The organism is Micromonospora sp. NPDC023956 (assembly GCF_040639195.1).
GTDB lineage: Bacteria > Actinomycetota > Actinomycetes > Mycobacteriales > Micromonosporaceae > Micromonospora.
The window spans coordinates 56,772-80,430 of record NZ_JBEZZN010000004.1; the positions used below are offsets into that span (position 1 = coordinate 56,772).

20 protein-coding genes are annotated in these 23,659 nt (G+C 72.1%); 12 read left to right on the forward strand and 8 right to left on the reverse strand.

Annotation, left to right across the window (positions count from 1 at the left end; translation table 11 throughout):
* Positions 1-54 precede the first annotated feature (54 nt).
* The 5 genes from AB0F58_RS09895 to AB0F58_RS09915 form a co-directional block, all read right to left on the reverse strand.
* Positions 55-1,104 carry an HAD-IIA family hydrolase gene (locus AB0F58_RS09895; RefSeq protein WP_357140621.1) on the reverse strand — a complete coding sequence of 350 codons (1,050 nt, stop codon included), beginning with the start codon at positions 1,102-1,104 and terminating at the stop codon, positions 55-57.
* Positions 1,101-2,054 (reverse strand): isocyanide synthase family protein, encoded by a 954-nt coding sequence (locus AB0F58_RS09900; RefSeq protein WP_357140623.1) that lies wholly within the window; start codon positions 2,052-2,054, stop codon positions 1,101-1,103. The genes AB0F58_RS09895 and AB0F58_RS09900 overlap by 4 nt, the downstream gene beginning before the upstream one ends.
* A 150-nt stretch (positions 2,055-2,204) precedes the next feature.
* Positions 2,205-3,431, reverse strand: a complete 1,227-nt coding sequence (locus tag AB0F58_RS09905; RefSeq protein WP_357140625.1) for a cytochrome P450 — start codon at positions 3,429-3,431, stop codon at positions 2,205-2,207.
* Positions 3,432-5,051: 1,620 nt separating this feature from the next.
* Positions 5,052-5,702 (reverse strand): sulfotransferase family protein, encoded by a 651-nt coding sequence (locus AB0F58_RS09910; protein ID WP_357140628.1) that lies wholly within the window; start codon positions 5,700-5,702, stop codon positions 5,052-5,054.
* Between the two features lie 40 nt (positions 5,703-5,742).
* On the reverse strand, positions 5,743-7,191 hold the full coding sequence (locus AB0F58_RS09915; protein ID WP_357140632.1) for an MFS transporter: 1,449 nt from the start codon (positions 7,189-7,191) through the stop codon (positions 5,743-5,745).
* Between the two features lie 334 nt (positions 7,192-7,525).
* On the opposite strand from AB0F58_RS09915, the gene AB0F58_RS09920 reads away from it, so the two are divergent.
* The 12 genes from AB0F58_RS09920 (at position 7,526) to AB0F58_RS09975 (ending at position 19,726) form a co-directional block, all read left to right on the forward strand.
* The gene (locus AB0F58_RS09920) at positions 7,526-8,494 is read left to right on the forward strand and encodes an ABC transporter substrate-binding protein (RefSeq protein WP_357140634.1); all 969 of its coding nucleotides are present in this window, start codon (positions 7,526-7,528) and stop codon (positions 8,492-8,494) included.
* Complete coding sequence (locus tag AB0F58_RS09925) at positions 8,491-9,582, forward strand: iron ABC transporter permease (RefSeq protein ID WP_357140637.1); 1,092 nt, start codon at positions 8,491-8,493, stop codon at positions 9,580-9,582. The genes AB0F58_RS09920 and AB0F58_RS09925 overlap by 4 nt, the downstream gene beginning before the upstream one ends.
* Entirely contained in the window at positions 9,582-10,415 is an 834-nt protein-coding gene (locus AB0F58_RS09930; RefSeq protein ID WP_357140640.1) for an ABC transporter ATP-binding protein, read from the forward strand. Before AB0F58_RS09925 ends, AB0F58_RS09930 begins: the two co-directional genes overlap by 1 nt.
* 391 nt (positions 10,416-10,806) lie before the next feature.
* Entirely contained in the window at positions 10,807-11,988 is a 1,182-nt protein-coding gene (locus AB0F58_RS09935) for a cytochrome P450 (RefSeq protein WP_357140643.1), read from the forward strand.
* 11 nt (positions 11,989-11,999) lie between these two features.
* Positions 12,000-12,230, forward strand: a complete 231-nt coding sequence (locus AB0F58_RS09940; protein ID WP_357140646.1) for a ferredoxin — start codon at positions 12,000-12,002, stop codon at positions 12,228-12,230.
* A gap of 268 nt (positions 12,231-12,498) precedes the next feature.
* Positions 12,499-12,705: a hypothetical protein gene (locus AB0F58_RS09945; RefSeq protein WP_357140649.1), complete on the forward strand. Its 207-nt coding sequence runs from the start codon at positions 12,499-12,501 to the stop codon at positions 12,703-12,705.
* Positions 12,702-14,987 (forward strand): heavy metal translocating P-type ATPase, encoded by a 2,286-nt coding sequence (locus AB0F58_RS09950; protein WP_357140652.1) that lies wholly within the window; start codon positions 12,702-12,704, stop codon positions 14,985-14,987. The genes AB0F58_RS09945 and AB0F58_RS09950 overlap by 4 nt, the downstream gene beginning before the upstream one ends.
* A gap of 89 nt (positions 14,988-15,076) precedes the next feature.
* Positions 15,077-16,006 carry an LLM class F420-dependent oxidoreductase gene (locus AB0F58_RS09955; RefSeq protein ID WP_357140655.1) on the forward strand — a complete coding sequence of 310 codons (930 nt, stop codon included), beginning with the start codon at positions 15,077-15,079 and terminating at the stop codon, positions 16,004-16,006.
* 184 nt (positions 16,007-16,190) lie between these two features.
* Complete coding sequence (locus AB0F58_RS09960; protein WP_357140658.1) at positions 16,191-17,459, forward strand: FAD-binding protein; 1,269 nt, start codon at positions 16,191-16,193, stop codon at positions 17,457-17,459.
* 51 nt (positions 17,460-17,510) lie between these two features.
* A complete protein-coding gene (locus AB0F58_RS09965; protein ID WP_357140661.1) occupies positions 17,511-18,041 on the forward strand; it encodes a BTAD domain-containing putative transcriptional regulator in 531 nt (176 codons plus the stop codon).
* 32 nt (positions 18,042-18,073) lie between these two features.
* The gene (locus tag AB0F58_RS09970) at positions 18,074-18,808 is read left to right on the forward strand and encodes a tetratricopeptide repeat protein (RefSeq protein WP_357140664.1); all 735 of its coding nucleotides are present in this window, start codon (positions 18,074-18,076) and stop codon (positions 18,806-18,808) included.
* Positions 18,809-19,084: 276 nt separating this feature from the next.
* Positions 19,085-19,726, forward strand: a complete 642-nt coding sequence (locus AB0F58_RS09975; protein ID WP_357140667.1) for a DUF2306 domain-containing protein — start codon at positions 19,085-19,087, stop codon at positions 19,724-19,726.
* Between the two features lie 82 nt (positions 19,727-19,808).
* On the opposite strand, the gene AB0F58_RS09980 is transcribed toward AB0F58_RS09975, so the two are convergent.
* From AB0F58_RS09980 to AB0F58_RS09990, 3 genes are all read right to left on the reverse strand, one after another.
* Positions 19,809-20,948, reverse strand: coding sequence for a site-2 protease family protein (locus tag AB0F58_RS09980; RefSeq protein WP_357140670.1), 1,140 nt, complete (start codon positions 20,946-20,948; stop codon positions 19,809-19,811).
* Positions 20,949-21,018: 70 nt separating this feature from the next.
* Positions 21,019-21,714, reverse strand: a complete 696-nt coding sequence (locus tag AB0F58_RS09985; RefSeq protein ID WP_357140672.1) for a proteasome protein — start codon at positions 21,712-21,714, stop codon at positions 21,019-21,021.
* 177 nt (positions 21,715-21,891) lie between these two features.
* A complete protein-coding gene (locus tag AB0F58_RS09990) occupies positions 21,892-23,340 on the reverse strand; it encodes an alpha-amylase family glycosyl hydrolase (RefSeq protein WP_357140675.1) in 1,449 nt (482 codons plus the stop codon).
* Positions 23,341-23,659 lie beyond the last annotated feature (319 nt).

Here is a 23,659-nt window from a genome sequence, read left to right on the forward strand (position 1 = left end):
CCATACGATCAGGAGTCGTTCCTCGTGCCCGTCCGGTTCCATCACGAGTCGGGATCACGTTCGCAGGCTCTCCCGGAGCCGGGGCCGCAGCAGGTCCCGCGAGCCGGCCGCGACGACCGCGGGACGCCCCTCGTCCCGGGCGGTCCAGACCGCGTGGCACAGCACCCGGACGGCGTCGACGGGGTCCCCCGGCCCACCCGTCAGGACGATCTCGTCGCCCTCCCGCCGGGTGCGCCAGGGGCCGCAGTCGTACCGGTCCTGCCCGCCCCGAACCGGCGGCGGCGGCGCCCGGAAGAGACCGCGCAGGTCGGTCACGACGTGGGTCGGCCGGTGCGGGGGCGGCGCGTCGAGCAGGTGGTCGACGGTGGTGACCCCGGTGAGCACGAGCACGCTGTCCAGGCCGCTGCGGTGGGCACCCTCGACGTCGGTGGCCAGGCCGTCGCCGACCATCACGTGCGGACCCGGCCCTCGTCGGGAGGCGTAGCCGAAGATCGCCGGCTCCGGCTTGCCGGCGACCAGCGGCACCCGCCCGGTGGCCAACGTCACCGCGTGCACGAGGGCGCCGTTGCCCGGTGCCATGCCGCCCTCGCGGGGCACCGCGAGGTCCATGTTCGTCGCGATCCAGGGCAGGCCCCGGGCGACGGCGTAGGACGCCTCGGCCAGCTGCCGCCAGTCCACCTCCGGGGCCGAACCCTGGACCACCGCCGCCGGATCGTCGGCGGCCGAGCGGACCGGGACCAGCGACTCCTCGCGCAGCGCGGTCAGCACGGCCTCCCCGCCCACCGCGAGCACCCGGGATCCGGCCGGCACGGTGGCCGCCGCCATCGCCGCCGCGACCTGCGCCGAGGTGACCACCGACTCGGCCGGAACCGGCACGCCGAGCCGGTTCAGCAGGGCGGCCACCTCGGCGGGCGTCCGGGACGGGTTGTTGGTGACGAAGATCCGTTCCCGTCCGTGCCGAGCCAGGTCGGCGAGCGCCGGTGGGGCGTGGTCCACCGCGGCGGCACCGCGGTAGACCACGCCGTCCAGGTCGAACAGCATCGTCCGGTAGCGTTCGACCAGCGGGCGGTCGTCGCCCCACGGGCCCGGTTCCACAGTGGTCACTCGGAGGAGTCAACCACGTAGTGGCTCGGCCGTCCCTCCCGGTACACCAGTTTGCCGATCTTCTCGGCCTCGGCCCGGGGCATCAGCGCGAACCGGCCGTCGGTCTGCAGCATCGCCACCGAGTGCCAGGGGGTCAGCCACATGTCCCGGATCTCCAGCAGCCGGATGCCGAACTTCGCCGCCCCGCAGGGCTGCGGGTGGATGGAGAGCCGGACCGACACCGGGTAGTGGTCGGCGATCAGGTCGCCCCAGGCGCGACTGCGCTGGATCACGCCGTACGCCCGCTGCCGGCAGTCCCGCTGGAGCGCGGCCTTGCTGTCGTGCCACTCGCTCACGTCCTCGACCAGGAACCGGGTGATCCCCCGGTAGAGGCTCAGCGTCTTGTCGTCGGAGCGGACCTCGTCCCGCAGGCTCTCCAGCGACTGGGCGTACTGCTCGGTCAGCAACTTGCGCTTGCCGTCGTAGTCGTGGCCCGCGTAGACGTCCTGGAGGCTGAAGGCCTCGATGTGGGACAGTCCGTGCCGCTCGACCATCGCCTGGATCTCGTCGCCGTACTCGGTGATGTGGTCGTCCGGCACCCGGATCAGGTCGCCGAAGACGTGCCCGTCGGAGCAGAGCAGCATCCGCGCCCCGGGGGTGTGCACCTTGGCGACCTGGTCGCAGAGCTGGTTGAGGAACTGTAGGGAGAGCAGCTCGCCCATGTCCGGCAGGTGACCGAGGACCTTGCGCCGGTTCGGGGACTTGCAGGGGAAGGCCGGCAGGGTGAACAGGATGGGCTCCTGCCGGTCGACGAAGTGCCGGATGGCGCTGAGTTGCTCGGCGAAGCAGTCGGTGTGCTCGTGCTCGCCCGCCTCGGACCGGCGGTGCGGCAGGAGGAACCGCAGGATGACGTTCGAGATCAACTCGGCGCTGGTGTGGTCCTGCGGTACGGAACGGGTGGAGCTTGGCATGGTCTTCTCCCAGCTGACATCACGCTATGGAAGGGGAGGGTCCGAGCCCGCGGTCGTCGGTGACCGGGCGTGGATGGCCCGGTGGCTCGGAGGAGCGCGCGCTCGCGCACGGCCGACGGCGTCGGCCGCGTGGGATGGTTGGTGGACGGGTCAGGGAGTCGCGGTGAAGGTGACCGGTAGGCGCTCGACGCCCCGGCCGAGGACGGCCGGGATCCACCCCAACTCGTCGGGGTCCGCGGCGAGCTTCAGGTGCGGCAGGCGTCGGAGGATCGTCTCCAGCGCGATCTGGAGTTCGGTACGCGCCAGACCGGCGCCGGGGCAGAAGTGGATGCCGTGCCCGAAGGCGATGTGCGGGTTCGGCGAGCGGTCGAGGTCGAGTTCGTCCGCCCGGTCGAAGCGGGCCGGATCCCGGTTGGCGGCGGCGAGGGACACGATGACCGAGTCACCGGCGGGGATCCGGGTGCCGGACAGCTCGCTGTCCTCCGCGAAGAACCGCCAGGTGGTCAGCTCGAAGGCACTGTCGTATCGCATCAGCTCCTCGGCGGCGCGGGGCAGCAGTGCCGGGTCGGCGGCGAGTCGTTCCAGCGCCTCCGGGTGCGTCAGCAGGGCCACCATCGCGGTGTTGATCTGGTTGGTCATCGGCTCCTGCCCGGCGACCAGGAGTTGGAAGATCATTGACGAGAGTTCCTCGTCGCTCAGCCGGCCGTCGCCGTTCGCCTCGACCAGCTTGGAGAGCAGGTCGTCGCCGGGGTCGGCCCGCCGGTCCGCCTCCACCTCGGCGATGTAGGCCTGGAGGCCGTGCAGGAGGCCGATGTAGTGGGCGCGGTGCGGCGACCGGGGACCCACCGGCTGGACCACCCGGCACCACTCGCGCCGGAACCGGCGTGCCAGGTGCGGCGGCAGACCGATCACCGTGCTCAGCACCAGGAACGGGAACTTGGCGCTGAAGCTCTCGGCCAGGTCGCCGTGCCCCACCGGTGCCAGGTCGTCGAGGAGTTCCTCGGCCATGGCCTGGAACTGCGGCCGGAGCGCTTCGAGCCGTCGGGGTACGAGCGCCTCGGCGACGAGCCGCCGCATGAACGTGTGCTTCGGGGGATCCTGGTGCAGCAGGTGGACCTGGAGTTGCGAGTGCTGCGGCTCCGGCATGATCGCAGCCAACTCGCGCCAGGCGTCGTTGCCCAGGTCGTGGTTCTTGCCGAGCCGTGGGTCGGTCAGAGTACGCACCGCCGCGTCGTAGCCGGTGACGAGCCAGCCGGTCACCCCGCTCGGAAACTCGACGGGGTGGACCTCGCCTTTGTCGCGTAGCTCCTGGTAAGTGGTGTACGGGCAGCGCTTGAACTCCGGCCCGTAGAGCGGATAGGGCTTTTCTGAGGTCATCAGTGTCTCCAGGAAGGAACTGTCGGCGCGGACGACCGTCGTTCGGTGCGCCCGCGCAGCCGATGTCGCGGGCGGCGCCGACTGCGATCGGTCCGAATCGGCGAAATCGTTTCTCCGTGATGTCGACATGACGGAGCCTTGCGTGTCCCATGCCTGTCTTCTCGGTTCAGGACCGGGAAACGCCTGCTGGGCAGGCTGGTGCTACGGAGGTCGCGTCGACTGGCAGGACGGCGTTCGACCCCCGGCCGCCCTCGGCCGTCAAGCGCCCTGAACTGCGGCTCTGGCCTCGATCCGGGCGCCGCTGTGACGGGGCCGGAAGAGGTGTCGTCGCGTCGAACCGGTCGGACAGGCGATCCCGGCCGGGGCCGATAAATGGCCCACCCCTGCCGTCGCTCCGACCGCGTACCGTCCGTTCGGAGTGCTGCCCCCGTGCGGTGGACGTCGCCCTGACCGGAGGTCGTGGCTGTGCGAAGTCCGCCGCTTGACTTTGTGCATCCGCTCTCCTTTGGTATCGGCGCAAGTCGATAGCTGGGGTGGCTTGCACCGAACCGTTGATCCATCTGTCAGGCGAAGTCATCCCCCAAGGGAATGTAACGCTCCATCACCAGTAAATCACTCACTTAATGACCTTGAATGGGGTGACAGAATTTTCACATCAACGCCTAAATCGAATGTTCGTTCGGTAACGTTGCACGGAGGATGTCGCCCTTGATGGGATTTGCTGGCGTTTTCCGCCCGGTGTTGCCGCAGTTTTGGCCCGGGTCGCTCGCGGTCCCGCGTGGGGCGTCGGGGGGCGGCGTCTGTAGTGTCCGATGTTCCCATGGTTGAAGATGAGCCAGGGAACCTTTTGTAGGTCATCAACGACTGCCCGACATAAAATGAATTATGTCGATATAAGAAATATGTAGGCAGTGTCGGAAAGTCTCGCCATTATTCAGTCGGACATCGCGTGGGTGTCGCCGGGCGACGGCGGGTGACCGCTGTCGGGCCTTCGGCGTGGCGCGGGTCGGGGCGGACGTGCCGGTGCGGGCGGCCGGCGATCCGGTTCACCGTCGGTGTGGGGCTGGGCCGGTCATCGAGGGCCGGCGCAGCCGATCCGGTCCGGGGTGCGGTGTGCGGGCTACCGGGGCGCGTGGAGCGCGGGTCGAGCGATTCCGGCGCCGGTGGCGTCAGCCGCGCCGGCGGCCGGGGCCGGAGTCGGGGTTGCGGCCCGCGTGGTCACGCTGCTGGTGGTGCGGTCGCCGTTGGGGTCGGTCGGCACGGTCCGGCCGGGACGCTCGACGCGGACGGCCGCCGGAGAGACCTGCGAACCCGGTGGTGACGAACGGAAGGGGCGAGGCCCGTACGTCCGGCGTTGCCCGCCGAGACTCCGCGACGCCCGTCGGGCGAAGTCCGTGCTGTCGGGCGATCCGGACCGACGTGGACGGCCGGGGAGGACCTTCGACCCTCCACGTCGGTCCCGGTCACCGCCGGGGCAGTCGACCTGCGCCGGTGACCGGCGTCGACCTGGCGTGCCGCCGGTCGACGGAGCCGGTGCGACGGCCCCGCCGCCGGCCGCTGTTCGCCGGTGGTGCCGGGCGCGGGCGGATCCCGCCGGTTCCCGATCCTGCGGTCCGGCCGTCAGCGGACGGGGCCGCCCCGGTCGGCGGGTCGTTCGTTGAGGTGCGGGTACGGGCTGTCCGGCACCTCGACGCCGAGGAACCGGCAGATCGGATCCCAGCCCTCACCCACCCGGTACTCGAGAAGACGGTCGGCCGGCACCTCGCGGCGGACCGCCTCGTTGTGCCGCTCGTAGCAGGCGATGACGTGGTCGCGGTCGTCGACCCGGCCGTCGAAGCAGCGGGGCACGACGACCCGGTGCCCCACCAGGGTGGCGGTCTGGACGAGCTGCTCGGGTGGCTGGCCCGGGAACTGGGCCGCGACCGCCGCGCTCTGCTCTCCCCGCAGCAGCAGGCGCAGGATGGTCTTCTCCATCGAGTCGTACCAGGCGGCGGAGTCACGGGTGCTCAGGATGACCTTGGCGTTCGGGTACTCCCGGACCAGCTCACGCCAGAATGCGGTCCCCGGCCAGTCCACCGTCGCCCGGTACCCGTCCAGCGCGGTCCGCAGGGCGTTGACGTCGTTCTCCGCTGCGGCCAGCCAGTACTTGGCCTGGTCCGGCTGCTCGAAGAGCGTGGCGAAGTGGTAGCACGGGTCGAAGCCGAGCTGTACGAGAGCTGCCCGCAGGGAGAGAGTGCCAGTCCGGCCGAAGCCGACCCCGATCACGTCCATTGAGTTGCGTCCTTCCACGGTGGAGACAGATGCCGGTGGGTCAGTCCAGAGCCTTCTGGGGCATCACCTCGATCGGTTCGGCGCCGACGGGTGCCGCGGCGGGCCGGGGTCGGCGGACGGTCAGCAGCCCCGTGCCCAGGACGACGGCGGCGAGCGTGGCGATGGTCAGCGAGGTCGTCAGGGCGTTCCGCATGCCGGAGACCGAGAGGTCGGAAGCGGCCCACACGGCCGTCGCGACGGCCGGCCCGAGGGTGAAGCCGAGCATCCGCCCGGACTGGAGGGTGCCCGCGGCGGTCGCCGCGAGTGGACGCGGGGCGGCCCGCATCGCCATGGCCTGGACCGGCCCGCCGAACAGGGCGGTGCCGGCCCCGCCCACCGCCAGCCGCCAGGCGAGGTCCATCGGGGTCCAGTCACTGGAGAGCGGCTGGACCAGCAGCACCGAGGTCGCCACCAGCAGGGCCCCGACGAGCGCCACCGGACCGGGCGCCCAGCGGTCCGCCAGGGTGCCGCCGAGCGGCGCGAAGACCGCCATGGCCAGCGGGTAGGCCAGCACCGTCAGCCCGGCGACGGCCGCGCTGGTGCCGAGCACCTGGAGCAGGAAGTACGGCACGACGAAGGCCAGCATCGCGTAGCCCAGCGAACCGGTCACGATCGCCAGCGCCGCCAGCGAGATGTCCCGCGTGCGCAGCAGGTCCAGCACCGGCCGGTTGGTGCCGAGCCGGTGCCAGGCCAGCAGCGCCGGCACGGCGAGCAGCGCCAGCAGCAGCCAGGCCGGGCCCCGGTCGGGGGCCAGCGAGATGCCGCCCAGGAGGGCGCCGACGGCCACGGCGATCAGTCCGGCGGCCAGCAGCCACTCCCGGTCCGGCAGGCGGAACGCCTTGCCGGTGGCGGGGATCGTCCGCAGGCCGATCGGTAGTACCACGGCGCACACGGGCACGACCACCAGGAAGGCCGCCCGCCAGCCGATCGAGTCGAGCAGGAACCCGCCGAGCGACGGGCCGGTGATCGCGCCGAGCGGTCCCATGGTGGCGATGACGCTCATCGCCCGGCCCTGGGTGTCGGCGCGGACCGCGAGGGCCGCCAGGGCGGGCGCCATGGCGAAGATCAACGAGGCGAAGACGCCCTGGAGGACCCGGGCGGTGATCAGGGCCTCGATCCCCGGGGCCAGACCGGCGGCCAGGCTGGTGAGCCCGAAGCCGCCGACCGCGAAGGCGTACGCCGTCCTGCGGTCGATCTGGTCGAGCCAGCGTCCACAGGGCAGCACCAGGATCACCGCCGGCAGCAGGTAGCCGACCGCGACCCACTGGGTCACCCCCTGGGTGGTCCCCAACTCCCGCTGGATGACCGGCAGCGCCACGTGCACGACGTTGATCTCCAACATCACGAGGAAGGAGATCAGCCCTGCGGTGAGCACCACCGCCCAGCTGTTCCGCTGGCGCGGTCCGGCCGGCCCGTTCGGCGGAGGTGTGATCTCCCGGCTCTGCGTCACGTTCCAGCTCCATCCACACGGTCATCGGGGGGTGTGTGTCAGAAGGTAGTCGCTCCACTACCGGATTTGGTTCACCGGGACGGAGAGATTCTTGAATATCCCCACCACCAGCGGGTAAGCCGGTATGTCCGATCCTGATCGCCCGACTGTCGGGAACTTCCCGGGTACGGAGCGCGACTAACGGAACATGACTGAGATGTTGGCAGGGCGGCGGGCCGGCGGAGCTGCGCGGACAGCCCGTCCTTTCCATCACGCGGGACAGGCGCGTCGGTCCCGGCCATCCAGTGCCGACCGGCGGCCCAGGCTCCCGAGGACCGCCCCCTGGCTGGCCGTCATGATGAGCGGCGCGGTGGTGCTGGCCGGTTGCGGCGGCGCCAGCCCGGACGCCGACACCAAGGCGACCGCCACGGTGACCATCAAGGACTGTCAGGGCAGGGACCTGGCCGTGCCGGCGTCGCCCCGGCGGGTGGTCACGGTGGACGGCTACGCCGCGCAGGCGATGGCGAGGCTCGGACTGACCGACCGGATCGTGGGAACGGGTTACCCCGCCCCCTTCGGCGCCGACCAGCAGCCCTACCGCGGCGAGTTGGAGAAGCTGCCGGTGCTCGGGCGGACCGTGGCGACCACCGAGGTGGTGGCCGCCGCGACCCCGGAACTCGTGCTGACCGGTTTCTCGAGCTTCGGCCAGGCGCCCGGCAGCCCCAGCGACGCCGACCTGGAGACGATGAAGGCCAAGGGCCTCTCCGCCTGCCTGGGCGACGAGAAGAACGGCGGGCCGGCGAGCCTCTCCTCGACGTACGACTTCCTCACCCGGCTCGGCCGGGTGTTCCAGGTGGAGGAGCGGGCCGAGCAGGTGATCGGCGAACTGCGCGCCCGGGAGCAGGCCGTGGCCGCGAAACGGGGCTCGGACAAGCCGCGGGTGCTGATCCTCCAGGACAACCCGGTGGCCGGGCAGCCGCTGAAGACCTCGGGCACGGTGACGATCGCCCACGCCCTCATCGAGGCGGCGGGGGGTCAGAACGCCTTCACCGACGTGACGTCGATGCACGCGGACGTCTCACCGGAGGAGGTGCTCAAGCGGGATCCGCAGGTCATCTGGGTGATCAGTGACTATCCGTTCGCCAAGGTGAAGGGCGAGGAACTGCTGCGGCAGGTGAAGGCGAACCCGCTGCTGGCCAACACGAGCGCGGTCCGACAGGGGAGGGTCGTCGGCACGTCGCAGTTCCTGGTCTCCTTCCCCACACCACTGAACCTGGAGGGCCTGGAGCAGCTCGCGGCCGGGCTCTGGACGGAGCGGCCGTGACCGTCGCGGAGACCCGCGCCGTCCCCGGCACCGCGTCCGGGCGGCGGGTCAGCCGTCGCCCGGAACGCGTGCCGTACGCCGTGGTGCTCGGCGGACTGGTCGTGCTGCTGCTGGTGTCGCTGGTCGCGGCGACCGGGATCGGGCCGGTCCGGGTGCCCCCCGACGAGGTGGGCCGGATCCTCCTGCACCACCTCACCGGCGGTGGCGACAGCGCGTCGACGTCGGATCTGATCGTCTGGCGGATCCGGTTCCCCCGGGTGCTGCTCGGCGCGGTGGTCGGCGCGGGCCTCGCGCTCTCCGGTGCGGTGGTGCAGAGCGTGGTCCGCAACCCGATCGCCGACCCGTACCTCCTCGGGTTGTCCTCGGGCGCGTCGGTCGGCGCGGTGGTCGTGCTGACCACGGGGCTGGCCGTACTGGGTGCCCTGACGCTGCCCACGGCGGCCTTCCTCGGCGCGGCGGCCGCCATGGCCGTGGTGCTGTCCCTGGCGCGGCAGCACGGCCGGCTGCTGCCCCTGCGGCTGGTACTCGTGGGGGTGGCCTGCGCGCACCTGCTCGGCGGGGTGACCTCCTTCCTGCTGACCCGGTCGGAGAGCGCGGCGGTCCAGCAGCAGATCATCTTCTGGTTGCTCGGCGGCCTCTCCGGCGCGCGGTGGGAGTCGCTGGTCGTTCCCGCGGTGGTGGTGCTGGTGGGCACGGCGCTGCTGATACTGGTCAGCCGCCGGCTGAACGTCCTCGTGCTGGGCGAGGAGGCCTGCGCGGCGCTCGGGGTCTCCGCCACCGTCCTGCGGCGTCAGCTGCTGATCCTGGTCACGCTCCTGACCGGCACCGTGGTCGCCGTATCCGGCGGGATCGGGTTCGTCGGTCTGATCGTGCCGCACCTGGCCCGCATGCTGGTCGGGGCCGACCACCAGCGGATGCTGCCGGTGACCGTCACGCTGGGGGCGCTCTTCCTCATCTGGTCGGACGTCGCCGCCCGGATGCTGATCTCGCCGACGGAACTGCCGATCGGCATCCTCACCGCCTTCCTGGGCGTGCCGTTCTTCCTGCTGGTGATGCGGGCCCGGGGCCTGGCCGGAGAGGAGATGTGATGGACCTGTCCGTCGACGGGGTGTCGGTGACGCGGGGCGGCCGGCGGATCCTCAGCGAGGTGAGCCTCTCCACCCGGACGGGTGACTTCACCGCGCTCGTGGGGCCGAACGGCAGTGGCAAGAGTTCCCTGCTGCGCACGGTCTACCGGGCGTACCGGCCCGACGCCGGGACGGTGCTGGTCGGTGGCCGCGACGTCTGGAAGATGACCGCGGCGGAGGCGGCCCGGTGCACCGGCGTGCTGGCCCAGGAGCAGCACTCCGGATTCGAGTTCACCGTCTTCGAGACGGTCTGCCTGGGGCGCTCGCCGCACCTGGGCACGTTCGACCGCTTCCGCAGCGTCGACCGGCAGGTGGTGGAGCAGGCTCTCGAACAGACCGGGTTGGTGGACCTGGCGCACCGCCGGGTCGGGCAGTTGTCCGGCGGCGAACGGCAGCGGGTCCTGCTCGCCCGCGCCCTCGCGCAGGAGCCGCAACTGCTCGTGCTCGACGAGCCGACCAACCACCTCGACATCCGTCACCAACTGGAGTTGATGGAGCTGGTCCGGGGTCTCGGGGTGACCACCGTGGCGGCGCTGCACAGCCTCGATCTCGCGGCGACCTACGCGGACTCGGTCGTCGTGCTCCAGGAGGGGCGGGTGGTGGCGACCGGCGCGGCCGAGAACACCCTCACCCCCGAGGTCCTCCGTACCGTCTTCGGGGTCGAGGGCCGGATCGACACGGACGCGGACACCGGCCGGGCGCTGTTGAACACCCGCCCGCTGTGCGTCTGCCCCAGCCGGTCCTGTCACTGGAGCTGCAAGCCGGCCGACGCGGCCCGGGTGAGTCAGATGTAACGCCGCGATTAACCGGGTCGACGTCCGCGTTGTCGCGGACGTGTCGAGCATGCCCGCGAATCGTCGACAGAGGCAACCGAAACATCGGCACAATGGGTCAAAGTCGCTGCTAACGGCATTGCGACATATAGTTCACGATGATTGGACAGGTGTGTCGGCAATCTCGCTCTCAGGGCCGTTAACCTGGGATGGTCGTCGATGTTACTGGTATGTTGCTGCCGTACCTGGGGACGTGCGGATGCAGGTCGGACGGAGGCTCCGGCCCGCGACCTGGTCGACGCTGACCGGCCACCGGCAATCGCGTTCGTCCTCGTTCCCGCCGGGGTCGACGCGAGTCGATCACGCTGATTGCTGCTAGAGGGGTACGATGACGGCCGAAAACACCACGGAAGTGCCCACCTACCCTTTCGGGCCGGTTAACAAGCTCGATCTCCACCCCCGTTACGCGGAACTGCGCCGCACCGAACCGATCGCCCGGGTCCGCATGCCCTACGGGGGCGACGCGTGGTTGATCACGGGCTACACCGAGTTGAAGCAGTTCCTCGCCGACCGTCGATTCAGCTCGTTGCAGGCGACCGAGCCGGAAACCGCCCGGGTGACCCCGCTGCCCCTGCGCAAGGGGAACCTGCTCTCGATGGATCCGCCCGAGCACACCCGGATCAGGCGGGTCGTCGCGGGCGCGTTCACCAAGCGACGGATCGACGCTCTCGCACCGCGGATCAAGGAGGTGGTGCACGAACAGCTCGACGCGATGGCGAAGCACGGCGCCCCGGTCGACGCGGTCGAGTACCTCGCCGTTCCGGTGCCGGTGACCATGATCTGCGAACTGTTCGGCATCTCCTACGAGGACCGGGACCGGTTCCGGCAGTTCTCCGACATCTTCGTGGCCACCAGCGGCGCGCCGCCGGAGGAGATCGAGCGGTCGCGCAACGAGCTGGAGGCGTACCTGGGTGAACTCGCCGACCAGCGTCGGCGCGAGCCCAGGGAGGACCTGGTCACCACGCTGCTCGAGGCGTTCGAGCGGAAGGACCGGCTGAGCGAGACGGAGATGCTGCGCACCGGCATCGGCATCCTGATGGCGGGCCACGAGACGTCACTCAGCATGATCGCGAATGTGCTCTACCTGCTGTTGGCCCAACCGGAACTCTGGGCCCAACTGCGGGACGACCCGCGCCTGGTGCCCAGTGCCATCGAGGAGATGTTGCGGATCATTCCGCTCCGCTCCGTGGGCAGCTTCCCCCGGGTGGCGGTCGAGGACGTGGAGATCGCCGGGGTCACCATTCGGGCCGGCGAGACCGTGGTCTTCCAGCGGGCGTCGGCGGACCGGGACGAGCGGATCTTCGAGAACCCGGAGGAGATCGACCTGGCTCGCTCGAACAACCCGCACCTGGGATTCGGTCACGGTGCGCACCACTGTCTCGGCGCGTCGATCGCGAGACTGGAGATCCAACTCGTCCTGGAGGGACTCCTCGGGCGTTTCCCGGGGCTCCGGTTGGCGGTTCCCGCCGACGAGGTGCCGTGGAAGCCCGGCCTGATCGCGCGGTGCCCGTCGGCACTGCCCGTCGAGTGGTAGAGGGAGCGGCGATGACCGGTCGACGGTGGAAGGTGGAGGTCGATTCCTCGTGCATCGGCTCGGGGATGTGTCTGGCCACCGCGCCCAGCCACTTCCGGTTGGTGGACGGGTGGTCGGAGCCGGTGGAGGAGGTGGTTCCGGAGGGCGACGCGTTGGTCGTCGCGGCAGCGGAACTCTGCCCGGTCAGCGCGATCGGCGTACGCGACGCCGAAACCGGGGCCGAGCTGCGGATAATCGGTTAGGGACTAAACGGTAAATGGTCGGGGGAGCGGTGTCGTCGGGATCGGCTGGGATGTGGCAGGGCCGGTACGGCCCGGCCACCGGAGCCCGCTGGGCTGGAGTGAGGAACATGAATTTCTGTCCGGACCGGAGGGCGGCCGTCGCCGCGCCGCCCGGCGGCGGGCGGACCCCGCCCACGGACGCGGGCGCCGTCGGTGACGGGGGCGGCCCGCCGCACCCCGGCCGCCGGCCGGCGGCCGGTCCCGGCGGCTCTCCCGGAGAGGACCTGTCATGAACGCGATCTGGCGACTCGGCACCTACCTGTTCGTCCTGCTCGTGGTCTTCGCGGTGATGCTGATCATCGGCCGGCTCATCGGTCCGATCGGCTCACCGGCGGAGAGCGGCGAGGGGCACGACATGATGATGTCGGCCGGGCAGGTCGACCGGGTGTCCGCCGCGCCGGCCGTGGCCGGACCGCCGGTGGGGGTGGCGCGATGAGCGTCGCCACGCCCCCCGAGGTGTCCCCGGCGACCAACCGGATCGACCTGGTGATCGGCGGTATGACCTGCGCGGCGTGCGCGAGTCGGATCGAGAAGAAGCTCAACCGGATGCCCGGGGTCCACGCCACGGTGAACTACGCGACCGAGAAGGCCAGCGTGGCGTTCCCCGACGAACTCACCCCGGCGGACCTCATCGCCACCGTGGTGAAGACCGGTTACACCGCCGAGGTCCCGCCTCCGCCGGAGGAGGTGGAACGCGGCGTCGCGCCGGCCGACCCGCTGGACGAACTGCGGAAGCGGCTGCTGGTGTCGATCGCGCTCTCCGTTCCGGTGATCGCGCTGGCCATGGTGCCCGCCTGGCAGTTCACCTACTGGCAGTGGCTGTCGCTGACCCTGGCCGCCCCCGTCGTGGTGTACGGCGGCTGGCCGATGCACCGCGCGGCCTTCGTCAACCTGCGCCACGGCGCGGCGAGCATGGACACCCTCGTCTCGCTGGGGACGCTGGCCGCGTTCGGCTGGTCGGTCTGGGCGCTCTTCCTGGGCGTCGCCGGCACCCCGGGTATGCGGCACGAGTTCTCGCTCAGCGTGTCGCAGACCGACGGGGCGGCCAGCATCTACCTGGAGGTCGCCGCCGGGGTCACCATGTTCATCCTCAGCGGCCGGTACTTCGAGGCGCGGGCGAAGCGCCGCGCCGGGGACGCGCTGCGCGCCCTGCTCCAGATGGGCGCGAAGGAGGCCTCCGTCCTCCAGAACGGGGTGGAGGTCCGGCTGCCCATCGACCGGGTGGTGGTGGGAAACCGGTTCGTGGTCCGTCCCGGTGAGAAGATCGCCACCGACGGGGTGGTCGAGGAGGGCAACGGCACCGTCGACGTGTCGATGCTCACCGGGGAGTCCGTGCCGGTCGAGGTCGCGCCGGGCGACGAGGTCGCCGGGGCGACGGTCAACCGCAGCGGGCGGCTGGTGGTACGCGCCACCCGGGTCGGTGCCGAGACGCAGCTCGCCCAGATGGCCAAGCTCGTCGAGGAGGCGCAGTCGGGCAAGGCGCCGGTGCAGCGACTGGCCGACCAGGTGGCCGGCGTGTTCGTACCGGTGGTGATCGGGCTCGCCGTCGGGACGCTGGGCTTCTGGCTCGGTACCGGGATGGGCTCGCCGTCCTTCGCCTTCGCGGTGGCCGTCCTGATCATCGCCTGCCCGTGCGCGCTGGGTCTGGCCACCCCGACCGCCCTGCTGGTCGGGACGAACCGGGGCGCCCAGCTGGGGGTGCTGATCAAGGGACCGCACATCCTGGAGAACAGCCGGCAGGTGGACACCGTCGTGCTGGACAAGACCGGCACCGTCACCACCGGCCGGATGAGCCTGTTGGAGGTGGTCGTCGGCGACGCCGACCGGGACGAGGTGCTGCGGGTCGCCGCATCGCTGGAGTCGGCGTCGGATCACCCGGTGGCCCGCGCGATCGTGGCCGGAGCCGGAGCCGGAGCCGGAGCCGGAGCCGGAGCCGGAGCCGGCGAGCGGTTGCTGCCGGTCACCGACTTCGCCGACCTGCCGGGGCTCGGGGTCCGGGGCACCGTCGCCGACCGGCCGACCCTCGTCGGGCGGTCCCGGCTGCTCACCGAGGCCGGACTGGAGATCCCGGCGGCGCTCGACCAGGCACGACAGGCGGCCGAGGCGGCCGGTCGCACCGCCGTACTGGTCGGCTGGGCGGGTGTGGTCCGGGGCGTCTTCGTGGTGGCCGACACGGTCCGGGAGACCAGCGCCCGGGCGGTCGCCGAGTTGAAGGCCCTCCGTCTGGTGCCGGTGCTGCTCACCGGGGACAACGAGAAGGTGGCTCGGGCGGTGGCCGCGGAGGTCGGCATCGACGACGTCATCGCCGACGTGCTGCCCGCCGAGAAGGTCCAGATCATCAAGGAGTTGCAGGCCGAGGGGCGGACGGTCGCCATGGTCGGTGACGGGGTCAACGACGCGGCGGCGCTGGCCCAGGCGGACCTGGGGATCGCGATGGGCAGCGGCACCGACGTGGCCATCGAGGCCTCGGACCTGACCCTGGTCCGGGAGGACCTGCTCGCGGTGGTGGACGCCCTGCACCTCTCCCGGGGCACCCTCCGGGTGATCAAGGGCAACCTCTTCTGGGCGTTCGCCTACAACCTCTGCGCCCTGCCACTGGCCATGGTGGGCATGCTCAATCCGATGATCGCCGGTGCGGCCATGGCGCTCTCCTCGGTTTTCGTGGTCTCCAACAGCCTGCGACTGCGGACGTTCCAACCGGCGAGGACGTCGTCGTGACACCGGTGGGCGGGCGCGGTCCCGGCGCCCGCCCACCGGGCCTCGTCCGTGCGCGCGCCGTACCGCGGCCGGTTCCCTATGCTCGGCTCATGGAACTGCGCGTCTTCACCGAACCCCAGCAGGGGGCCAGCTACGACCAGTTGCTCGCCGTGGCGCGCGCTGCGGAGGACGCCGGCTACGGCGCGTTCTTCCGCTCCGACCACTACCTGATGATGGGCGAGGCGAGCGGGGAGCCGGGGCCCACGGACGCCTGGACGACCCTCGCGGGACTGGCCCGGGAGACCAGCCGGATCCGGCTCGGCACGCTGATGACCGCCGCCACCTTCCGGCTGCCCGGTCCGCTCGCCATCACCGTGGCCCAGGTGGACGCGATGAGCGGTGGTCGGATCGAGTTCGGTGTCGGCACCGGCTGGTTCGAGGCGGAGCACCGGGCGTACGGCATCCCGTTCCCGCCGCTCGCCGAGCGCTTCGACCGGCTCGAGGAGCAGCTCGCCATCATCACCGGCCTGTGGCAGACCCCGGCGGGAAAGACCTTCGACTTCTCCGGCCGGCACTACACCCTCACCGACTCCCCGGCCCTGCCGAAGCCGGTGCAGTCGCCCCGGCCGCCCGTCCTGGTGGGCGGGATGGGCGCGAAGCGGACGCCCCGGCTCGCCGCCCGCTTCGCCGACGAGTTCAACCTGCCCTTCGTCGCGGTCGACGACACGGCCGCGCAGTTCGGCCGGGTCCGCGACGCCTGCGCGGCAATCGGCCGGGACCCGGCGGAGCTGTGCTGGTCCAACGCGCTGGTGCTGTGCTGCGGCCGGAACGACGCGGAGGTCCGGCGGCGGGCGGAGGCGATCGGCCGTGACCCGGACGAGCTGCGGGAGAACGGCCTCGCCGGCTCGCCCGCCGAGATCGTCGACAAGATCGGCCGGTACGCGGGCGTCGGCAGCCAGCGGATCTACCTCCAGCTGCTGGACCTGGCCGACCTCGACCACCTGGACCTGGTCGCCGCCGAGGTCATGCCGCAGGTCTGATTCGTCCCGGCAGACGGCGGCACCGCAGGCGACGGTTCCGCAGGTGACGGTCCCGACGTGGCACCCGGGCCGGCCGGGAGACGCCGCCGGCACCCGCGCCGGCACGCGCCGCCGGGGCCGCTGACGTGGGCGTGCCGCCGAGGGCCCGGTGACGCGGGCCCGCCGACGACCGAGGGGAGAGGTCATGGCAGACGACGGGCAGGCCGTACCGGAGGCCGGGGTGCCGACCCGGAACTGGGCCGGCAACGTCACCTGGTCGGCGGTCCGCCGGCACCGGCCCACCTCCGTCGACGAGCTGCGGGACCTGGTGGCGGCGAGCCGGCGGATCCGGGCGGTCGGCAGCCGGCACTCCTTCAACCGGCTCGCCGACACCACCGGCGACCTGGTCGCGGTGGACGGCCTGCCGTCCACCGTCGCGATCGACCGGGCCGCCGGCACCGCCACCGTGTCGGCCGGGCTCCGCTACGGCGAGGTCGCGGCACGTCTGCACGAGCAGGGGTACGCCCTGCCGAACCTCGCCTCCCTGCCACACATCTCCGTCGCCGGGGCGGTCGCCACCGCCACCCACGGCTCCGGTGAACGCAACGGCAACCTGGCCACCTCGGTCGTCGCCGTGGAGCTGGTCACCGCCGAGGGCGATCTGGTCCGGGTGGACGCCACCGACGGGCGCTTCCCCGGCATCGTGGTCGGCCTGGGGGCGTACGGGGTGGTCACCCGCCTCACCCTGGCCCTGGTGCCGACCTTCGAGGTCCGCCAGTACGTCCACCTGGGCCTGCCCCGCGAGGCGATGGACGAGGCGCTCGCCTCGGCGTACAGCGTGAGCCTCTTCACCACCTGGCGGGGCACCGGGTTCGACCAGGTGTGGCGCAAGCAGGTGGTCGACCAGCAGCCGCCACCGGTCCGGTGGCTCGGCGCGACGGCGGCCGACACGCCCCGGCACCCGGTGCCGGGCCTGCCCGGCGACACCTGCACCGGGCAGCTCGGGGTGCCCGGCCCCTGGCACGAGCGGCTACCGCACTTCCGGCCGGGCTTCACCCCGAGCAGCGGCGAGGAGTTGCAGTCGGAGTACCACCTGCCGAGGGAGACGGCGGCCGAGGCGCTGGCCGCGCTGGACGGCGTCCGCGACCGGATCGCCCCGGTGGTGCAGATCTGCGAGCTGCGGACGGTGGCCGCCGACCGGCTCTGGCTGAGCCCCCAGTACGAGCGGGACACCCTGTCGATCCACTTCACCTGGGTGGCCGATGCCGGGGCGGTCGCCCCGGTGGTGGCCGCCGTCGAGGAGCGGCTGGCCCCGTTCACGCCCCGTCCGCACTGGGGGAAGGTCTTCGGGATCGCCCCGGCGGCGGTGGCCGCCGCGTATCCCCGCCTCGCCGACGCGGTCGCCGCGACCGTCGCCGCCGACCCGACCGGGAAGTTCCGCAACGAGCTGCTGGACCGCTATCTCCCGCGCTGAGGCCGGGTGACGCCGCCGGAGCCCGGGACCGGGTACGTCAGAATCGGGGCCGTGTTCTTCGGCATCCTGGGTCCGGTCGAGGCGCGTACCGTGGACGGGATGCCCGTGCCCCTGGGCGGACGGCAGGTGCGGGCGCTGCTCGCCCTGCTCCTGCTCGACGCCGATCGGGTGGTCGGTACGGACCGGCTGATCGACGGCCTGTACGGCGACCGCCCGCCGGCCGGCGCGACGAACGCGTTGCAGTCCCAGGTCTCCCGGCTCCGCCGGGTGTTGCGCGTCGCCGGTGCCGCCCCGACCGTCGAGGCGCACCCGGCCGGGTACCGGCTCGGCGTCGACCCGGAGGACGTCGACGTGCACCGGGCCACCCGGCTCGCCCGGACGGGTCGGCAGCTGCGCGACGGCGGTGCTCCGGGCCGGGCGGTCGCCCTGCTCGGCGAGGCGCTCACGCTCTGGCGGGGCGAGCCGCTCGCCGACGTGGCCGCCGCGCCGTTCGCCGCCGCCCAGGTCGTACGCCTGACCGAGCTGCGGCTCGGCATCGGGGGATCGTCGACACGGCCGAGTCGGAGCTGCGGCAGGCGCTGACGGGGTTCCGGTCGGTCGGGGACCGGTGGGGCGTGTCGCAGGCGCTGGACGGGCTGGCGACCATCGCCGCCTGGCGCGGCGCGGACGACGAGTGCCTGGCCCTGCGCGACGAGGCCCTGGGCCTGGTCCGGCAACTCGACGCGTACGAGGAGGTGGCGGACCTGCACTGCCGGCGGGCCGAGCGGCTGCTGCGCACCGGTGACGCCGACGCCGCCCGCGTCGAGTACGCACACGCCGCCGACCTCGCCCGCCGTGGCGGCATGTCGGCGACGGCGGCCCAGGTCGCCTGGGGCCTCGGCGAGGTGGCCCGGTTGACCGGCGACCTGGCGGAGGCCCGCCGCCGGCAGGCGGATGCGCTCACCCGGATCTCGGAGGACTGGACGGGCGCCGAGGTCCGGGTCGCCGCGTTGACCGCGCTGGGCCGGGTGGCGCAGGCCGCCGGCGATCCCGACGAGGCCCGCCGCCGGCACCGGGAGGCGCTCGACGCGGCCCTGCGTCAGCACAACGGGCCGGACATCGCCGACGCGGCCGAGGGCCTGGCCGGGGCGGTGCTCGACGACGGTGCCCCCGAGCGGGCCGCCTGGCTGCTCGGTGTGGCCACCGCGGTACGTGGCCTGCCGGTCACCGCCAGCCGGGACGTGGCGTGGGCGGTGGACGGGGCGCGGGCGGCACTCGGCGAGGACGGCTACGCCGTCGCCTTCGCCCGGGGTGCCGCGCTCGGCCACAGCCGGGGCCGCTCCGCCCTGCGGGACCTGCTCCGCGGCTGATCCGGGCGGTCCGCCCGCCGACCATGGCGACCGATGCGGCTGACCGTCGGCGGCGGTGCCGGTCAGCGTCCGGTGCGGAGCCGGTCAGGAAGGCCGGTCACCCTCGGCGGCAGCGCACTGTCCCCTGTCGACGAGGAGCCCGCCGTGGCCGACACCGGTACGACCCAGACCGCCCCGCCCGCCGTCCCGACGCCGTCCGGACCGGACCCGGGCAGCCGTCGGCCGACCGCCGGGAGGGGTGGGGAGCCAACCCGCCGGTGGTGGCGTCGCCCCTGGATGGCACCGCTGGGGGTGGTGCTGGTGGTGTTCGTGGCGTTCTCCCTGCCGCCGTACCTGAGCCTCGACCCGGAGCAGTCGCGGATCACGCCGCCGGAGGGGGTGCCGCTCTACCACCCGCTGCTGGTCGCGCACGTCCTCTTCGCCTCGGTGGCCACGCTGGCCTGCTGGTTCCAGGTGTGGCCGTGGTTCCGGCGGCGCTTCCCGGCCGCCCACCGCCGGATCGGCCGGGTCTACGTCTTCGCCGGGGTGCTGCCGGCCGGGGTGATCGGCTTCTATCTCGGCGCGGTGACCCCGTTCGGGCCGGTGGCCCGGGTCAGCGGTGTGCTGCTGGCACCCCTCTGGCTGATCTGCACGATCGTCGGTTGGCGGCGGGCCCGGCAGCACCGGTTCGTCGACCACCGCCGGTGGATGATCCGCAGCTTCGCGCTGACCGTCTCGATCATCACGAACCGGATCTGGGGCGTGGTCTTCTTCCTGTTGCTGAGCCCGCAGCTGGAGACCACCTTCCACGGCGACGAGAAGCTGGTGAGCTGGGTCGTCGCCGGGGCGACCGCCTGGCTCGGGTGGACGCTGCCGCTGCTGGCCGCGCAGTGGTGGCTGGACCGCCACCCCGGCCGGCACGCCACCCGCGCCGGCTGAAGTCCCGCCGGCCCGGCCCGCCCGGCCGGTTCCACCCCACCCCGCCCGACCAGCCCAGACCCGCCCGGCCCGCCCCCACCCGTCACCGTTGGGCGGCGAGCTGCTGGCGCATGCTGCTGCGCTGCACCGCCCGGCTGATGTCGCTGGGGGAGACGATGCCGACCAGGTGGCCGTCGATCACCACGAGCGCCCGGCCGTCCGCGCACTCGCTGAGCCGGGGGAGCAGGTCGGTCAACTGTTCCTCCGGCCGGGCCAACACCAGCTCGTCGGCCCGGCAGGCCACCTCGGCGAGGGTGGTCGAGCCCCGCCGGTCGGCCGGGACGTGCCGGACCCGGTCCACGGTGACCAGGCCGATCGGCCGCCCGTCCTCGGTCAGGGGCAGGGCCGAGTGCCGGTACGCGAAGAGGTAGTGGTCGACGAAGTCGCCGACGGTCATCCCCGCCGAGGCGGTCTGCGGTTGCGGGGTCATCACGTCGGCGACCCGTACGCCGTGCAGCGCCGAGCCGAGCCGGGCCTGCCGTTCCTCCATGGTCGCGGCCCCGATCAGGAACCAGCCGATCAGCACCAGCCAGAGCCCGCCGATGCCGGCCCCGACCAGGAACTGCCAGAGGCCCAGTCCGATCAGCAGCACGCCCAGCACCCAGCCGGCGCGGGCAGCCACCACCGAGGCGCGGGTCCGGTCGCCGGTGGCCTTCCAGACGGCCGCGCGCAGCAGCCGCCCGCCGTCGAGCGGGGCGGCCGGCAGCACGTTGAAGATGGCGAGCAGGAGGTTGATCCCGGCCAGCCAGGAGAGCGCGCCCACCAGGAGCCCGCGCTGCCCGGCGAGGGCGAGCGTGACCGCGCCGCCGCCGAAGAGGACGCCGATGATCAGGCTGACCAGGGGTCCGACACCGGCGATACGCAGCTCCGCGCCCGGGGTCGGCGCTTCGCCCTTCAGCTCGGAGACGCCGCCGAAGAGCCAGAGGGTGATGCCCTCGACCTCCAGTCCGTTACGTTTGGCCACTACCGCGTGGGCGACCTCGTGGGCGAGCAGGCCGACGAAGAAGACCACCGCCGCGGCCAGGCCGGCGAGCACGTACGCCCAGACCGGCTCCCCGGGGTAGGCGCGGGGGAACTGCCGTGCGGCCAGCGCCCAGGCGATCAGCGCGAAGATGACCAGCACGCTCCAGTTGACGCCGACGGGCACGCCGGCCACCCGGCCGAGCCGGAAACTCGCCCTCATGGCACGCTTGATACCCCGTCGGGTGGCGACCATGCCGGTCGTCGTCGAACACCCACTCGGGGTCGGTCGCTCAGTCGAACAGCCGGTCGAGCGCTTCCTGCTCGAGGTCGCGCCAGCGCTGGGCGTCCTTCAGGGCCTTCGCGATCTCCTTGTCGTCGAGATGGTGGGCGCCCTCCTCGCGGATGCACGCGACGCTGAACGGCCGGCCGACCGACGGCGAGGTCCGCTCCAGCGCCTCCAGCACCCGCACGACACCCACCACGCCGTACTCGACGGGCCGCGTGATCATGCGGAAGTGGGACAGCAGCGCGCCGGCCTGCTGGGCCATGGGCGCGCCGGAGCCGATGGCGTGGAAGCCCACGTCCTCGTAGCGGCCGATGAGGCCGTTGGGGTTGATCTCGACGATCCACGGCCCGTCCTGGCGGTAACCCGCTGCGAGCAGGTACGCCGACACCCCGCCGCCGCTGCCCTCGCCGGGCACGTCCGGGATGTAGTTCTCGTAGTGCTTCTTCAGGATCGGCAGGACGCGTTCCTGTAGCTCGTCGCCGATGTCGGGCGCTTCGAGGATGGCGGTGGCCGAGTCCTGGAGGATGGGGCGCAGGTCGTTGAGCACCCCTCGTGCGCCGCTACCGCCCCAGGCGGCGCGCGAGCCCAGCGGGTGCAGCTTCTGGGCGGGAAAGCTCAGACCCCGGTCGCTCTCCGTGATCTGGGAGTCCGCGCCGATCACCACCCCGTCACGGCAGACGATGGCGAGTACGACGGTCATGGGGTCCTCCTCGGCACGGGGTACGGGGTAGGGCGCGAGGTACCCTGCACCCCGCCTGCCTACACCCGGGGGGTACGGGGTGTGGCATACGCCCTCCCCACCCCGTACCCCGCCGCGCGGTTGCCCGCTCACCTCCCGGTGCGGCCTCACCGTGCCGTTCGGGCGTGCCGGACGGTGCTACGCCAACCGGGCGCCGACGTGGAGGGCGATCGCGTCGTGGGCCGGGACGTTCCCGACGAACCAGCCGCCGGCGTCGACGGTGACCACCGGGCCGCTGCACGAGCCGTTGCTGAAGGTGCCGTGGACGACGTCGCAGTACCGGCCGGCCGGCAGACCGGTCTGGTAGGACCGGCCGTTGACCGCGAAGTCCTCGTCGTTGATGGTGACGAAGCCCTTGCCGGTCCGGCTGAACGCGATGTGCTGGTAGCCGTTGTCCCACCAGTTGGAGACTCCGGCGCCCTCGGTGGCGTTGCGGAAGCCGACCATGTTGGCGATGACCGGCCAGCGGTGCTCGCACTCCCAGCCGGAGTAGCAGGTGGTGTTCAGGGTCTTGTTGCTGCCGTCCGAGGGCGGACCGGCGTCGCGGTTGGTGAAGGTGTAGCTCGACATCACCGTCGGCGACCCGTACGGCCAGGCCAGCATGAAGGCGTTGGCCAGCGCGTAGCTGCCCCGGTCCTTGTACGTCAGCACGCCGCCGACGTCCCGCTGGGTGTCGTGGTTGTCGACGAAGACCGACGAGACGCCGCTGGGCAGGTGGCCCCAGCCCTCGCCGAAGTTCTTCAGGTACGCCAGCCGCTCGGAGCGGAACACCCGGGCCAGGTCCTTGCCGTAGCGGAACTCGTGCACGTCGCCGTTGCCGGTGTACTCGCCGGGTTGGATCGGCTCACCCGCCCCGTAGATGACCTCCTGCACGATGTACGCCGAGCGGGAGAGCTTGCCCCTGATCGCGGCGATGTCGGCGGCCGGCATGTGCTTGCTGGCGTCCATCCGGAAGCCGTCCACGCCGAGGGAGAGCAGGTCGTTGAGGTACCCGGCGATCCGCGTCCGGACGTAGTCCGACTCGGTCTTCAGGTCGGCCAGGTTGACCAGTTCGCAGTTCTGTACCTCGTACCGGTCGCCGTAGTTGGCGATGTCGTTGTTGCCGTTGCGCCCGCAGTAGTGGAAGTCCTGCGACTGGTAGATGCCCGGGTAGGTGTAGTGCTGGTACGACGAGCCGGCCCAGCCGGTGCCGCCGGCGTCCTGGCCGGACATGTGGTTGACGACCGCGTCCACGATCACCTTGACCCCGGCGGCGTGGCAGGTGTTCACCATGGACTGGAACTGCGCGCGGGTGCCCTTGCGCGACTCGATGCGGTAGCTGACCGGCTGGTACGCCAGCCACCACTGGTTGCCCCGCACGTGCTCCTGCGGGGGCGAGACCTGGACGTAGCCGTAGCCCTTGGGGCCGAGGGTGCTGGTGCACTCGCTGGCCACCGAGGGCCAGTTCCACTCGAAGAGATTGGCGATGACCTTCTTGGTGCCGGTGGGGGCGGCGGCGGCCGGGGGAGCCGCCACGGTGACCGGTGCGAGCAGGCCGGCGAGCAGGCCCACGGCCAGCAGCGCCGAGCGGCGTCGACGTCGAAGCATCCTGTACTCCTGACGGGGGTGCGGGGGACGGGGGACGCGCCAGGGAAACCTTGGTGCCGCCTTCTTGCAGCAGCACCTGAAACTTGCTGAAAGGTTACGAGCGTGTTGCAGCGCCTGTCAACGCATGCACATACATCACTGCTGGCCGAGATGGATGCAGGCGACCTGCAAGGACTGTCGGTCCCGCCGGGACGCACCGCACGGTGGGTCCGCACCCTCCACATGTCGTCGGGACCGCACGTCGGGACGTCCACCCCGTACGCCAGGGCTATGCTTTTTGGCGCGGCGGGCGGACAGGTATCCGGCTTCCGCGAGGCGG